Annotated in this window: 12 protein-coding genes; 3 read left to right on the top strand and 9 right to left on the bottom strand. The window is 74.3% G+C overall.

Features of this window, described 5'->3' with window-relative positions:
- Positions 1-89: 89 nt before the first annotated feature.
- Positions 90-482, bottom strand: coding sequence for a VOC family protein (locus tag IG54_RS0102275; RefSeq protein ID WP_030776586.1), 393 nt, complete (start codon positions 480-482; stop codon positions 90-92).
- Between the two features lie 71 nt (positions 483-553).
- Between IG54_RS0102275 and IG54_RS0102270 the strand changes: the two genes are divergently transcribed.
- On the top strand, positions 554-1,108 hold the full coding sequence (locus IG54_RS0102270) for a GNAT family N-acetyltransferase (RefSeq protein WP_030776582.1): 555 nt from the start codon (positions 554-556) through the stop codon (positions 1,106-1,108).
- Here IG54_RS0102270 and IG54_RS0102265 read toward each other — a convergent pair.
- The 3 genes from IG54_RS0102265 to IG54_RS0102255 all read right to left on the bottom strand — a co-directional run bounded on the left by IG54_RS0102265 (position 1,098) and on the right by IG54_RS0102255 (position 3,632).
- The gene (locus tag IG54_RS0102265) at positions 1,098-1,781 is read right to left on the bottom strand and encodes a glycerophosphodiester phosphodiesterase (RefSeq protein WP_030776578.1); all 684 of its coding nucleotides are present in this window, start codon (positions 1,779-1,781) and stop codon (positions 1,098-1,100) included. The genes IG54_RS0102270 and IG54_RS0102265 overlap by 11 nt on opposite strands.
- Positions 1,782-1,858: 77 nt before the next feature.
- Positions 1,859-1,984: a hypothetical protein gene (locus IG54_RS43425; RefSeq protein WP_267883629.1), complete on the bottom strand. Its 126-nt coding sequence runs from the start codon at positions 1,982-1,984 to the stop codon at positions 1,859-1,861.
- Between the two features lie 100 nt (positions 1,985-2,084).
- On the bottom strand, positions 2,085-3,632 hold the full coding sequence (locus tag IG54_RS0102255) for a bifunctional phosphatase PAP2/diacylglycerol kinase family protein (protein ID WP_037896058.1): 1,548 nt from the start codon (positions 3,630-3,632) through the stop codon (positions 2,085-2,087).
- Positions 3,633-3,782: 150 nt separating this feature from the next.
- Between IG54_RS0102255 and IG54_RS0102250 the strand changes: the two genes are divergently transcribed.
- Positions 3,783-5,222, top strand: a complete 1,440-nt coding sequence (locus IG54_RS0102250; RefSeq protein WP_234335930.1) for a diacylglycerol/lipid kinase family protein — start codon at positions 3,783-3,785, stop codon at positions 5,220-5,222.
- Positions 5,223-5,231: 9 nt separating this feature from the next.
- Here IG54_RS0102250 and IG54_RS39040 read toward each other — a convergent pair whose 3' ends face one another.
- Positions 5,232-6,035: a helix-turn-helix domain-containing protein gene (locus IG54_RS39040; RefSeq protein ID WP_158708774.1), complete on the bottom strand. Its 804-nt coding sequence runs from the start codon at positions 6,033-6,035 to the stop codon at positions 5,232-5,234.
- Positions 6,036-6,370: 335 nt separating this feature from the next.
- On the opposite strand from IG54_RS39040, the gene IG54_RS0102240 reads away from it, so the two are divergent.
- Positions 6,371-8,104 carry a dihydroxyacetone kinase family protein gene (locus tag IG54_RS0102240; RefSeq protein ID WP_030776567.1) on the top strand — a complete coding sequence of 578 codons (1,734 nt, stop codon included), beginning with the start codon at positions 6,371-6,373 and terminating at the stop codon, positions 8,102-8,104.
- Here IG54_RS0102240 and IG54_RS0102235 read toward each other — a convergent pair.
- The 4 genes from IG54_RS0102235 to IG54_RS0102220 all read right to left on the bottom strand — a co-directional run bounded on the left by IG54_RS0102235 (position 8,091) and on the right by IG54_RS0102220 (position 13,988).
- Positions 8,091-9,776, bottom strand: coding sequence for an ABC-F family ATP-binding cassette domain-containing protein (locus tag IG54_RS0102235; protein ID WP_037896055.1), 1,686 nt, complete (start codon positions 9,774-9,776; stop codon positions 8,091-8,093). The two genes, IG54_RS0102240 and IG54_RS0102235, sit on opposite strands and share 14 nt — an antisense overlap.
- Positions 9,777-9,956: 180 nt before the next feature.
- Positions 9,957-10,244 (bottom strand): hypothetical protein, encoded by a 288-nt coding sequence (locus IG54_RS0102230; RefSeq protein ID WP_030776562.1) that lies wholly within the window; start codon positions 10,242-10,244, stop codon positions 9,957-9,959.
- Positions 10,245-10,301: 57 nt separating this feature from the next.
- Positions 10,302-11,912, bottom strand: a complete 1,611-nt coding sequence (locus IG54_RS0102225; protein WP_051819205.1) for an ABC transporter substrate-binding protein — start codon at positions 11,910-11,912, stop codon at positions 10,302-10,304.
- A 6-nt stretch (positions 11,913-11,918) separates the two neighbouring features.
- Positions 11,919-13,988: an ATP-binding protein gene (locus IG54_RS0102220; protein ID WP_030776556.1), complete on the bottom strand. Its 2,070-nt coding sequence runs from the start codon at positions 13,986-13,988 to the stop codon at positions 11,919-11,921.
- Between the last annotated feature and the right edge of the window lie 87 nt (positions 13,989-14,075).

The following is a 14,075-nucleotide window of genomic DNA, read 5'->3' as shown; positions in this document are numbered from 1 at the left end:
GTACCTGTGGCCTTGTACCCCTGCATCCCGGATGGATGAATCGTGTGACGTGCTTCACAGCGCGCCGCGCCCTCGCGGCGCGGGGTCCGTCAGATACCCGGCCGGTAGCGGATGGGGTGGTCGTGCGGGACCTCGACGAGGACGATCCTGAGGCCGTCCGGGTCCTCGATCCACATCTCGACCAGGCCCCACGGCTCCTTGACCGGCGGCCGCACCACCGCCACCCCCCGCCCGGCCAGCTCCGCGTGCGCCGCGTGGACGTCCGGGACCTGGAGCCACAGCCGGATCTCTGGCGAGGGCGGGCTGTCGGAGCGCCCGGAGAGTTCGAGGAAGCCGCCGCCGAGGAAGTAGACCGTGCCGCGCTCGGGCCCCGTGCCGAACTCGCGGTAGACGGCGAGGCCCAGCGCCTCGCCGTAGAACGCGCGGGAACGCTCCGGGTCGGTGGGGTGGAGGAGGGTCCTGCTGCTCAGTACATGCACCATGCAGCCGCACCCTAGTGGCGGGTTAGGCTCGGCGGAGCAGCAAGCCGCGCCCAGATCGGAGAAAGAGACCGATGGACTCCGCCCCGCGTCCCCCCACCGGTGCACTCACCTTCCGCGACGCGGCGCCCCGTGACGTCGACGCGCTCGTCGCCCTCATCGAGTCGGCGTACCGCGGGGAGACGAGCCGCGCCGGGTGGACCTCCGAGGCGGACATCCTGGACGGGCAGCGCACCGACCCGCGGGGCGTCCTCGACGCCATCGAGTCGCCCGTCGGCCGTCTGCTCACCGCCGAACGGGACGGCGAGATAGTCTCCTGCTGCCGGCTCGAACACCGCGGCGACCACGGCTACTTCGGCATGTTCGCGGTGAGCGTGTCCCAGCAGGGCGCGGGCCTCGGCAGGCTGGTCCTCGCCGAGGCGGAACGCATCGCGCGCGACGAGTGGGACGCCCGTGAGATGCACATGACCGTCATCTCCGTACGCGATGACCTCATCGCCTGGTACGAGCGGCGCGGCTACCGCCGTACGGGCCGGATGAGCCCCTTCCCGTACGGCGACGAGCGCTTCGGCATCCCCCGCCGCCCCGACCTGGAGTTCGAACTCCTGGTCAAGGACCTCAGGCCGTGAAGCGGCCCGTCCGCTTGATCTCCGGATAGTCGGTGGTCGCGCCGTCCAGCTGGAGCGCGCGCACCAGACGCAGGTCGTCCTGCGTGTTCACCACCCAGCCGATGATCCGCAGGTCGGCCTTCCTCGCGTGCTCGACGATCTCCAGCGTCAGCCGGCGGATGTTGAGGACGAGCGTGGTGGCGCCGACGGCGGTGGCACGCTCCACGACGTCGGTGCCGTAGCGGCTGGCGACGAGCGCGGTGCGCACCCCGGGGACCAGGCGGGCGATCTCCGCGATCGCCTCGTCGTGGAAGGAGATCACCTCCACGCGCGAGACCAGGTCGCGGCGGTGCATGACCTCGGCCAGGGCGCGCGCGGCCGCGACGTCCTTGATCTCGGCCTGGAGCGGTGCCCGCACGGCGTCCAGGACCTCTTCGAACACGGGGACGCGCTCACCGCGGCCCGCGTCGAGTTCCCGGAGTTCGGCGAGGGTCTTCTCGGCGATCGGTCCCTTGCCGTCGGTCGTACGGGCCACATCGGCGTCGTGCATGACGACGAGGGCGCCGTCCTTGCTCAGATGCAGATCCAGCTCGATGAGATCGAGGCCCGCGGCTTGCGCGGCGATGAAGGAACGGAGGGTGTTCTCGGGCTCGACACCCATGACCCCGCGATGACCGATGGTGAGGAAGTTCAAGGTCCACTCGCTTCCGTCGACGGCGGCTCGGCGACCGCGGGGCGAGGACGGAGGAAGCCACGCGGCAATGTCGCAGCCTAACGGCCCGCCTCGGCGACGGAACCGGCCGGACGAGGGTGAACGGAGTCCTCCGCTCTCGTCCCCACGATGCCGAGGACCAGTCCGGTGACGAGCGCGGCGACAAGGACGGCACGGGTGCTCACGGGTGCGCTGCTCCCTACGGGCGGGGAAGGTGACCCCGCCCGTCCTACCGGCAGCGGGCCCACCGGGGCGAGCCGCTTCACCCGCAGGTGGGCGAGTCCTTCACGGGTTGACCGGGCGGCGCCGGGCCGCCGCCAGCGAGGCCGTCCGGGCCAGCTGGGTGATCTCGTCCTCCGGGTCGGCCGGGCTGTAGACCGCCAGCGCCCCGCGCCGCTTGTCGAGGAGCAGGGTGTCCGGCGCCGGCGCCCTCTCGCCGTCGTACGCCAGGTCGGCCACGGACTCCAGACCGCTGATCCGCAGCCGCTCGACGCGTTCGGCCCGGTAGACGTGGGAGCGCCGCAGCGCCCCGGCCAGCGCGGACAGGGCCAGCCGGGTGCGGGCCAGCGGCGCCTCGGCGTCGACCGTACGGACGTCCAGCAGCCCCTCGTCCAAGTGGGGCCGGTGCGAAGGGGCGAGGCCGTCGGGCAGATAGCGGCCGTTGCCCGCGAAGAGCAGCCACAGGACGCGGTCGTGGCCGTCGAGGCGGACCCGCAGCGGCGTCGCGTCGCGCAGCACGCCCAGCAACGACACCGTCGCGGCGGGCCACTTGCCGATGCGGCCCTCCAACCGCTCGCGCCTGCGCACCAGTTCCGGATAGAGCCCGATGCTGAAGGTGTTCACGAAGCCCGTGACGTCCGCGCCCGCCCCGTCGCGGACCCGCGCCAGGTCCACCCGCACGGCCTCGCCGCGCCGCACGGCGTGCGCGGTGTCCTCGAAGGTGGCCGTGCCCGCGTCCAGCGCGAAGTGGTTGAGGGTGCCGCCCGGGAAGACCGCCAGCGGAAGCCCGGCCGCGACGGCCCGGCGCGCGGCGGCGTTGACCGTGCCGTCGCCGCCGCACACCCCGAGCGCCCCGCCCGACTCGGCGGCCCGCGCGATCGCCTTGTCCAGGACCTTGCCCAGGTCGTCGCCCGGCCCGCACTCCAGGACCTCGGCCCCGGGCAGCAGCAGCTCCACATACCCCCGGGCCGGCGGACGCCCCGGAACCCCCTTGCCGGAACCGGAGTTGACGACCACCACCAGCCCCTCGCCGTCCGGCAGCGCGGGCGCCGGGACCCGGGTCCGCTCGATCCGCGCGGGCGCGGGACGGGGCGGCCACCAGTAGCAGGTGACCGCCGCGGCGGCCGCGCCCAGCGCGATTCCGGCGAGCACGTCACCGGGGTAGTGGACCCCCACGTACACCCGCGAGAAGGCCACGGCCGCGGCGACCGGCGCGACGACGGCGCCGTAGGGGGGCGACTCCAGGGCCACCCCCGTCGCGAACGCGGCCGCGGACGCCGCGTGCCCGGACGGGAACGACGACGTCCACGGCGTCTTCGCCAGCCGCCGTACCAGGGGCACCGCGTCGAGTACGGGACGGCTGCGGCGTACGGCGTACTTGGCGACCGCGTTGGTGGTCAGCGAGGCCAGCGCCAGGGCCCCCACACCACGGCGTGCGGCACGCCGGGCCGCGGGTCCGCCGGCGGCCGCGAGGAGCGCGGCCGCGCCGAACCACAGCCGTCCGTGGTTCGCCGCGGAGCTGAGCGGCGGCAGCACCTGCTCCGCGCCGGCCAGCCGCGCCGCCGCCACGCGTTCGAACCACCGCCGGTCGATCCTGCCGATGCGTCCCGTCATGGCCTCACTGCAACAGGGCCCGGGGCCCGCGGCCCGCGCTGCTCGCCCGAACGGGTCACGCGCGCGGCCCGCCCATCGGGGTGACCATGCCGACATCACCCGGCTCGGCCGTTGTGGCCTCGCGCGCGACAAGCGGGGTATACGGGGGGCATGAAAGATCTCTTGACGCACCGTGCCCAGCGCCTGCTCGGCGCCGACCACCGACTTCTGTTCTGCGGGATCGCCGCCGGGATGTGGATGTTCGGCGGGGTGCGGGGGCGGCGCGCGGCGGTGCGCGGCGTCACGTCCCTGGCCCTGGCATCGGCCACGGTCAACGCCCTCGGCAAGCACACGGTGGGCCAGTCGCGCCCGGCCAAGGGCGCGGCCCCCCTGCTGCGGCGCCTGCCCCGGCAGCCGCTCACCGGCCCCTACCCCTCCGGGCCCTCCGCCTCGGCGGCAGCCTTCGCGGCGGGCGCGGCGCTGGAGTCGCCGGGCTGGGGCGCGACCGTGGCCCCGGTCGCCGCGTCGCTCGCCTACGCCGAGGCCCGCGGCGGCATGCGCGGCCCCCGGGACGTCCTGGTCGGCGCGGCCCTCGGCGTCGGCGCCGCCTACGCGGTGCGCGGCATGGTGCCCACGCGCGCCCAGCTCCCGCCGCCCGCACGGCCGCGCGTCGACGCGCCCGCGCTGCCCGAGGGCGAGGGTCTGGTCGTGGTGGTCAATCCGTCCTCCGGGGCGCAGCCACAGCTCGCCGATCCCGTACGCCAGTTGAGGACCGCTCTGCCGCGCGCCGAGGTGGTGCTGTACGAGGAGGAGGCGGGCGCCCTGCCCAAGGTCCTGGAAGAAGCGGCGCGGGAGGCCGCCCGGCGCGGCGGCGTGCTCGGGGTGTGCGGCGGCGACGGCACGGTCAACGCGGCCGTGGCGCCCGCCCTGCGGTTCAAGGTGCCGCTGATGGTGCTGCCCGGCGGCACGTTCAACCACTTCGCCGCCGACCTCGGGGTCGACACGGTCGCGGACGCCTGCGCCGCCGTCGCCGAGGGCAGCGCGGTGCGCGCCGACGTGGGGCGCGTCAAGCCGCTGGCCGGTATCGGCCCCGCGGGCAGGACCCACGCCGAACCGTCCTACTTCCTCAACACCTTCAGCCTCGGCAGCTACCCCGACCTCGTCCGCAGCAGGGAGTACTGGTCCCCGAAGATCGGCGGTCCGCCCGCCACGCTGCTCGGCGTCGTCCAGATCCTGCGCACGGGCCGCCCGCTGCGGGCCGTGGTGAACGGCCGCCGCCGCTCCATATGGCTCCTCTTCGCGGGCAACGGCGCCTACCGCAGCGTGGGCATCGCCCCGGTGCGCCGCCACGACCTGGCCGACGGCCTGCTGGACGTCCGTATCGCGCACGGCGGACGCTTCGCGCGCAGCAGGCTGCTGGCCGCCGCGCTCGCGGGCCAGCTGACCCGGACCCGCGTCTACGCCGCCGCCAGGCCCCAGCGGCTCCTCGTCTCCGGCCTGCCCGAGGGCACGCAGATGGCGTTCGACGGCGAGGTGGCGGACGCCCCCACCGCGCTCCTGATCGACAAGCTGCCCGAGGCCCTGACGGTGTACCGCCCGACGGTCGACTGACCTCCCCGGTCAGGGGAAGGTGACGGCCGTGTCCAGGGGCGTCAGGACGATCCAGCGCAGCGCGGTGTCGTCGAAACGGCCGTAGGTCATCACGCGTACGTCGACCGGGTCGGGCGAGACCAGCGGGAAGTACATCGGGCGGGCCCGCGCGTCATCCGGGTCCGGGACGTCGGCCGCGCCGTCCCACAGCGCGGCGACCCCCGGCTCGCCGCGCACGGCCCGCACCACCTCGTCCAGGCGTTCGTTGTCCGGCCAGCGCTGCCAGGCCAGGCGCAGCCGGGCGAGCAGCGGACCGGCCCAGCGGGTCTCCCAGTCCCGCAGCTGATAGCGGGCCTGCGGCGAGAAGGCCCAGGTCATGACGTTCGCGTGCGGGCGGACCAGCCAGGGGCAGTGGCGCGCGGCCACGGCGTTGGCCGCGACCACGTCCCAGGCCTGGTCGCAGATCCAGCTCACGCGGCGCTGCTGGTGCAGCAGATCGAGCATCGCCTCGTCGGGACCGGCCCCGGCGGACCCCGTGCCGTCGGCCGGGCGGCGTGGCGGCCGGTGGCCCGTGCCGCGGTACAGGGCGTCCGCCCGCGCGGGGGAGAGGTCCAGGATCCGGGCCACCCCGGCGATCATCTCGAGCGCGTACCCGCGGTCCTCGCCGCGCTCCAGCGCGCGGTACCAGCGTTCGGACACGCCGAGGAGCAGGGCCATGTCGAGCTGCGTGAGATAGCTGCGGTGGCCGCGGAACGGGACGGGGTCCGGCAGCAGTCGCGGGTCCCGCGCCATCCGCCAGGCGCGCAGCATCCGCCCGAGGTCTTCGCGTCGCACGTCGGGCAAGGGTAAAGACCTCGCAAAGATGGGGCCGATGAGGGGGCTGTCGGACGGGCGGGCGCGCGTGGCCTGCGCCATCGCGCGCCCGGACCGAGGCAGGTTGACAGCGTCGCACAGAAAACCGAGGACCGGAACGCAAGAGTGCCGGTAGCGAAGCGTGCCGTTCTTCACGGCGGGAGGAGGTCCATGGTGGGCGCCGCGCCCCAAGGGCCGCACCAGCCGCACCGAGAGGCCGCACCCGCCCCACCGAAAGGCCACGCCCCCAAGGGCCGCACACCCTGCGCCACCGCACACCCGCCGCAGGCCCCGCACACGTACGGAGAGACTCACCGATGAGCTACTTCCTGCCGGAGACCCACCCCGTGCTGACCGCCGCCCGCGGTCTGGCCCTCGCCCACTCCGGGATGATCGAGGTGCACAGCTCCCCCCTGTACCTGCGGACGCGCGACCCGCACCCCGACCGCGTCGTCGCACTGGTCTCGGGCGGCGGCTCCGGCCACGAGCCCCTGCACACCGGGCTCCTGGGGCGCGGGGGACTGGACGCCGTCTGTCCCGGCGAGATCTTCGCCTCCCCGCACAACCGGCAGATCTACGAGGCGAGCGCGGCCGCGGCCAGGAGCGGCGGCGTCCTGCTCATCATCAAGAACTACACGGGCGACGTGATCAACTTCCAGATCGCGGCGGAGCGCCTGCGGCACGACGGGATCCCGGTCGCCACGGTGCTGGTCGACGACGATCTCGCGACCGACAGTGTGGACAGCGCGACCGGCCGCCGGGGCACCGCCGCCACGGTGGTCGTCGAGAAGCTGCTGGGCGCCGCCGCCGACCGGGGCGCCACCCTGGAGGAACTGGCCGATCTGGGACGGCGGATCGTGGCCGCGTCCCGCAGCATCGCCGTCGCCGCCCGCGCCCAGACCTCGCCCACCACCGCGGGACCGGCCTTCACCCTGGACGAGGGCACCCTCGACTACGGCGTCGGCATCCACGGCGAACGCGGCACCCGCACCATCGCCCGCCCCGGCATCGGCGACCTCGTCCGGCGGATGACCGACGACCTCCTCGACGCGCTCCCCGAGGGCCCCAGCGAGGTCCTCGCCCTCGTCAACGGCCTCGGCGCCACCACCGAGCTGGAGCTGAACGCCATCGGCGTCCTGCTCAACGACGAGCTGATCGCCCGCGGCCTCCGGCCGGTCCTCATCGTGCCCGGCACCTACACCGCCGCCCTGGACATGGCGGGCTTCTCCCTCACCCTGACGCGGCTCGACGAGGGCTGGGCCGAGCTGTGGACCGCCCCGACCCGCACCCCGCTCGTCCTGCCGCGCCCCACCCTCACCGCCGAAGGCCTGGAGCGGTCCCCGCAGGAACCCGCGGCCCCGGCGGCCTCGACGGGGGACACCGCCCCCGCATCGGCCCCGAGCGGCGACCGGGCCCTCCTCGACCGCTACGCCCAGACGGTCACGCAGGTCCGCGACAACCTGACCAAGCTCGATCAGCTCGTCGGCGACGGCGACTTCGGCGACAATCTCGCGGGCGGCGTACGACGGGCGGTGAAGCTGGCCGACGAGCGCGGCCTGGACGGCACGGCGGCCCTCGCCGAGGCCTTCCTCAACGACGTCGGCGGCACCAGCGGCCCGTTGTTCGGCCTCCTCTTCCAGCACCTGGCCTCCGCCTCGCCCGCGGACGGCCGGGCACCATCGGCAGCCGCGCTCGCGCAGGCCGCCGAGGCCGGGTTCGCCGCCATCCACCGGGTCGGCGGCGCGAGCCCCGGCGACTGCACGCTGGTCGACGCCCTCGCCCCCGCCGCGCAGTCGCTGGCCGCCTCCGCGCGGGACGAGGCCGCCGAGGCGCCCCTCACCGAAGCGGCCCAGGCCGCCATCCGCGGGGCGCTCGCCACCGCCTCCCTGCGGCCCCGCCGCGGCCGGGCCAGCTACGTGGGCGACCACGCCCTCGGCGTCCCGGACCCCGGCGCCCTCGCCGTGGCCCTCCTCTTCATGGCCCTGGCCGACATCCACGAGCCCACCACGGCCACGCGCCTGCCCGCTCCGGGATACATCACCGTGCCCTGACCCCGGCAGAGGCACCGACCTCCAGCCGCGGCCAGTGCGCGAGGTCCCGCAGCAACTGCCGGTCGTGCGTCGCGACGACGACCGCGGCGCTCGTGGCGCGGACCGCCTCGGTCAACTCCTCGACCAGCGCCGCCGACAGATGGTTGGTCGGCTCGTCGAGCAGCAGGAGACCGGGCCGGCCGGCCAGCGCGAGCGCCAGGTCGAGGCGCCGCCGCTGCCCCTGCGACAGGCGACCGACCGGCGTGCGCGCCGCGTCGGAGTCCAGCAGGCCGAGCGCCCCGAGCGGGACCGCGTCGGCGTCGCGGAGCACGCCGCGCGCCACCAGCCGCCCCACGTGACGGGCGTGCACCTCGCGGGCGGTGAGACCGGGGTCGTGCGCGGCGGTCTCCTGGGCCACCCGGACGATCCGCGCCCCGGGCGCCGCCCGGACGTGCCCGTCCGTGGGCCTGATCGCCCCGGCGAGGACCGCGAGCAGCGTGGACTTCCCGGCGCCGTTCGGCCCGGTGACGAGCAGCCGGTCACCGCCGTCGACGGCGAGGTCGACGGGCCCCGCGAGCCGCCCGCCGACCGCGACGCCGTACGCCCGCACCTGCGGGGCCCCGGGCCGGATCCCCGGATCCGGCCAGCACAGCGCGGGCGGCGGCTCCGGTACGTCGATCCGGTGCGCCTGAAGGGCGTCCTGCTGCCGCTTCAGGGCCTGTACGACGCCCGGCGCGCGGGACTGGCGCTGGTGCTTGCCGGTCCCCTTGTCGGGACGCCAGCCGGTGGAGAGCCGGTCGCGGGCCCTCGCCACGGAGTCCTTCAGCCGCCGGTGCTCGGCCTGCTGCTCCTCGTAATCCTGCTCCCAGCGTTCACGCTCGCGGCGCCGGGCGTCCTGCCAGGCGTCGTAGCCGCCCGCGTACAGGCGCGGCTTCCCGTCGCGGGCCGGATCCAGGTCGAGGAACCGGTCGGCGACATCGCGCAGCAACGCCCGGTCGTGGCTGACGACGGCGAGACCGCCGTCGTGCTCGCGCAGCCTGCGGGTCAGGAAGTCGAGGCCGTCGGCGTCGAGATGATTGGTCGGCTCGTCCAGGAGCAGGACGTCGTGGCGCGCGCCGAGCAGGCACGCGAGGCGGACCCGGTAGCGCTGCCCGACCGACAGCGTCGACAGCGGGCGCTCGCGGTCGGTGCAGGCGCCGAGGGCTTCCAGGGCGACATCGACGCGGCGTTCGGCGTCCCACGCGTCGAGCCGGGTGGCGGCGTCGAGCGCGAGGGCGTAGCGGTCGTCGGCGGTGGGCTCGCCCGCGGCCAGCGCGAGGGTCGCCTCGTCCAGCGCGGCGAGCGCCGTGCGCGAGGCGGCGAGCGCCTCGCAGGTCAGGGTTCCGACGGTCGCACCGTCCCGCGCGGACAGCTCCTGGCGGGCCAGGCCAATCGTGCCGGCCCGGTGCACGCTGCCCTCGTCGGGCGTGAGCACTCCGGCGAGGACGTGCAGCAACGTCGTCTTGCCGCGGCCGTTCTCGCCGACGACGGCGATCCGGGAGCGGGCGGAGACGGTGAGGGAGACGTCGTCCAGGACGCGCCGGGACCCGCGGCTGAGGGTGACGCCCTCGGCGCGGACGTGCGCGCTGCCGCCCGCCCGGACGGGCAGCGACAGGGACAGGGACATGGCTTCGGGGGTCGGGTCGAGGTTCAAGGGATGCTCCGCAGCTCGCAGGGGAGCCGGGCAGCAAGAAGCGGCCGCCCGGCAGAACCGGGACGGCGAGCGCGCGTTCAGCAGGGAAGGGGCGCCGCCGTCAGCGGGCGGAGCGGACCTTCTGCGACCAGATACCTCGTGCCATGACAGCCATATTAGCGACGGGTCCGCGGGCACGCCTCACAAAATGTCCTCGGCCCAGTCGAAGCGGCGCGGATCGCCCCGCCGGGGGCGGTACATCGCCCGGCCCCCGGCACCGAACCGCCCCAACTCGGTGGGCAGCACGACCCCCGTGTCCGACTCGGCCCGCCCCCAGTCCGCGCTCGTCCACGCGGTGACGTCCAGGAGCAGGCCGTCCAGCGGGCCGCCGACCAGCTCGGCGTAGCGCTGTCCCGGCCGCGGGCCCGGGCTGTCGTGATCCTGGCCGTAGACCCGGCCGCGCAGCAGCTGTTCGTCGTCGCTCTCCATACCGCCCAGGCTGCCAGCCGCCACTGACAACGGCACGACCCGTGCCGTACGAAGTGCTCAGTCCGGGCAGGCCTTCTTGTCGCCCTTGTCGCCCTTGTCGCCGTCCCTGAACGTCCGGTACAGCGGCAGAGTTTCCTTCGACGCCTTGCCGCTCTTGGCGGCCGGGTACTCGACGATCGGCACCGGCTTGCAGACCGCCCATTGGTCGTTCGCCCCCGGACCCTCGAAGCCGTAACTGCCCGCGGCGCCCCGCAGGCAGTTGCTGCACCCGTTCGCGGAGATGCTCGGCATGATCAGGGTGTTGTAGACGTCGTTCTTCGTCGGGATCAGCGGAGCGCTGTTCCCCTTCGGCTTCCCCGCACCTTCGTTGATCTCGCTGTACGTGCGGTCCACGGCGTCGGCGAGCAGCGTGAACGCGTCGTGGTACATCACCGCGTACCCGTCGTTGAGCGGCTTGGTCCCCAACTCGTGCTGCCTGTCCAGCTTGTCGAAGCGGTCGAGGAAGCGGCCGAGCGCCCGCGGCGGATCGTTCTTACCGTCCCACCAGGCCGGATCCACGGACGACGCGTCGACGATCGTGGCCCGCGCCTCATTGAGCCAGCGCGTGGTCTCGCCCGTGGTGAGGGTGGGTTCGAGTCCGATACCCACCTTGAGCAGGCGCAGGACCGAGCCGCGTCCGCAATCGCCCTCCTGCGCCAGGCGTTTGACGAAGGCCGGCAGGTCCTGGTCGCGTCCGGCGAAGAAGACGGTGTCGGACCGGGCGGTGCAGATCTTCTGCACGGCATCGGTGAACCGCTGGGGGATGCCCTTGTCGGCGCCGGATGAGCCGGTGAAGTTGGAGTTGTGGCCCTTGAAGTCGTACGCGTCGTCGAAGTGCTTCTCGAAGACCCGCCGCAGATTCCGCGAGTACACGTCCTCGCTGCGGTTGTCCCAGACCAGGAACCCCTTGCCCCGCTCGGGCCGCTTCTCGAGGTACTGCTTCAGGGCGCGGGCGAACTGGTCGTTGTTCGGGGACGTCTTGAAGAAGTGGCCGGCGTTCATGTCGGCCGCGGTGATGACGGGCCCGACGGTGGGGATGCCGTGTTTGCTGAGCGCGGCGATCGTCCGCCGTGTCTCCGGGGTGCTGCTGGGAATCCCCGTCACGCCGACCAGCGGGGCACTCTTGTCCTTGGCCAGCTCGCTGAGCCGCTCGACCACGGGCTCCCAGTGGTCGAGGTTGCGGCCGTCGGGTGCCAGGAGCAGCTGGTAGTGGGGCCCGCTACCGCTGTTGGCCTCCTGCTGAGCGGCCAGCGCCCCGGCCAGAGCGCGGCGGATCATGTCGGTGGTCATCGCGCTGGACTCGTCCGACGTGTACGGCATCATCAGCGCGATCCGCACGTACGGGATCTTGGCGCCGTTGTCCGCGGGCGACTCGGCGTCCCGCCTCACCTCGGCGTTCTCCTCGGCCACCGCCGCGATGAGGCTCTTGAGGCGCGGGTCGGCGTGGAAGGCGCTCTCGGTCACCCCGACGCAGTCCCCGCCCAGCTCGCGCAGGTCGTCACCGCACTTGCCGGGCCCGCGCGCGCCGAGGGTGACCACGACGACGGCGACCCCGGCCACCAGGGCCAGCCCCAGAACGGCGGCCCACTCGATCGGTCCCCACTCGCGGGGATGGCGACGGAACAGCATGCTTCCTCACTGTCCTGGTATGGGGAGGGGGCGCTTGTCCCGGGCGGCGGCGGGCCATCGGCGGGCCGCCTGGCCGAGCGTGACGCGCCAGGAAGGATGGCGCAGGGAGAGATAGGCCAGCTCCTGCTCGATGGCCGTACACGTGTCGGGATCCGGTTCCGTGTGCGGCTCGGACAGGTACCACAGGGCGTGCAGCAGGCGGTTGACGCACCGCTCGGTGTCGTCGAGATGGGCGTAGCGGCGGCCGTCGTGCGCACCGAGCGCGATCCGCAGACGGTCGTCCTCCCAGTCCCGCGCGGGCGGCGTGGGCGCGGTCGCGGCATGCCGCAGACAGCGCAGCCAGTGCCCCGCGCCCCGCTCGTCCCGCTCGGACTGGAACGACTCCGCCAGCGAGGCGACCACCGTCTCGACGCCGCCCGCGGCGAGCATGTGCCGCAGGGCGTCGGCCTCGCCCTCGTCGGCGCGCTGGGCGTGGTGGTCGTGCAGGAAGCGGTGGATCTCCTGCCAGCCCCGGCTGTCGTCGGGCCCCGGGGAGAGCCGACGGGCCTCGTGCACCAGGAGTTTCTGGAGCAGTGGATCCGTCACCAGCGGGCTCTCGGGCGGCGTCAGGCGCTGCCAGTGCTGCTGTTCGAGGTAGTCGGTGACCGCGTTCGCGGGCAGCTGCTCCGGGCCCTCGAGACGCAGCCGGGTCGCCAGCGCCTCGGCGGCCGTACTGTCCCTCGCCAGGGACAGGAGCGTCAGCCGGTCACGCTGGCGCCGGTCCGGGAGCAGCCGCTCCAGCAGCGCCTCGCCGACGGGGCGGCCGTCCTTCGCGGACAGTTCGAGGAGGTCCCGCGGCGCCACGGCCAGACCCGCGCGGGTCGCGGCGCGCACCGCGGAGCAGAGCATGGTCGTCGCCGCGGGATGGCCGCCGGTCAGCGTGTGCAGGGCGGAGGCGAGATAGGGGTGGAGGGGGGCGCCCGCCGAACCGGCTTCCAGAAGCGGCAGGACGTCGTCGCGGCTCAACGGCGTGAGGGGGACGGTGAGCAGGCCCGCGGACGGCGCGGTGCCGCGGCGCTCCCAGCCGGATGTGCGCACCAGATCGGCCAGTTGGCGCCGGACCGGGCCGGGGTCGTTGCCCGGCGGTTCGCCGAGCCGGGTGGCCACGACGACCAGTTCCTCGCGCTCCGGGGACTCGGGCGTCGCCCGGTGTTCGAGGAGCAGGTCGAGGAAGCGCCGCCCGGCGGGCAGATGTACGTCGTCGAGGAGCACCAGGGGCCACGGCTCGCGGTTCCAGCGCTGCAACCGGCCGTAGGAACCGGCGACATCGTGGCGGAAAGCGGCCACGAGCGTCCGCTCGACCGAGCGCCGGTAGTCCCCGCCCTGGTGGTACCAGTCGCCGAGCAGCTCCACGGGGTCGGCGTCCTCGGTGAGCTGGGGGAAGCGGCCGCGGTACCAGTCCCGCTCGGCGCCCGCGCGGTACCGGTGCGCGTACTCGCGGTGCAGCGCGCGGGAGATGCTCGCGGCTCCGCTGCCCGGCCCGCCGGGCGCCCGGGGGACGACCGGTTCGACCCGGGCCTCGACCGCGCCGGCCCACGCCTGGCGCAGCTCCTGTTCGGGCTCGTCGGCCAGGTGGCAGGCGATCAGCAGACGGGCCAGCCGCAGACAGGCCGCGTCCCGGTCGACGTCGTCCCCCGGGTCCCAGCTGGAGACGGCGAACAGGCCGGGCAGCAGGACGGGGAAGGGGCGCCGGTAGGAAGGCGCCAGCTGACGCGCCAGCTCCATGAGGACGCCGACCAGATCGGTGGCGACGTCACCATCGGCGTCGGACGCGGCCGGTGAGTACGCCGTGTAACCGGCAGGCGCGATCCGGACATGGGCGAGGGGGAGCCGGTCGCGGTAGTGCGCGGCCAGCTCCCGCAGCACCGCGCTGCGCCCCATGCCGTGCCGCCCCGTCACCAGGACGACGGGCAGGTCGTGCTGGAACTCGCGTGCGGTGCGCGCGCGTTCGTCGTACTTGAGGCCGGTCAGCCGCGGGACGAGCGCGCGCAGGAGAGGGTCCCTGCCGTACAGCGGCACGTCTTCCGCACTGTCCATCCGACTGGATCCCCCGTCTGAGTGGTACCGCTCCTTGTCAACCGTGCTTGGGGCCATAGAACTTACCGTCTGCGCACAGCCGGTGTC

Origin of the sequence: Streptomyces sp. NRRL S-920 (assembly GCF_000717945.1) — a bacterium.
GTDB lineage: Bacteria > Actinomycetota > Actinomycetes > Streptomycetales > Streptomycetaceae > Streptomyces > Streptomyces alboniger.
Note: the sequence above shows the minus strand (reverse complement) of the source record. Positions and strands in the feature narration are given on the sequence as shown.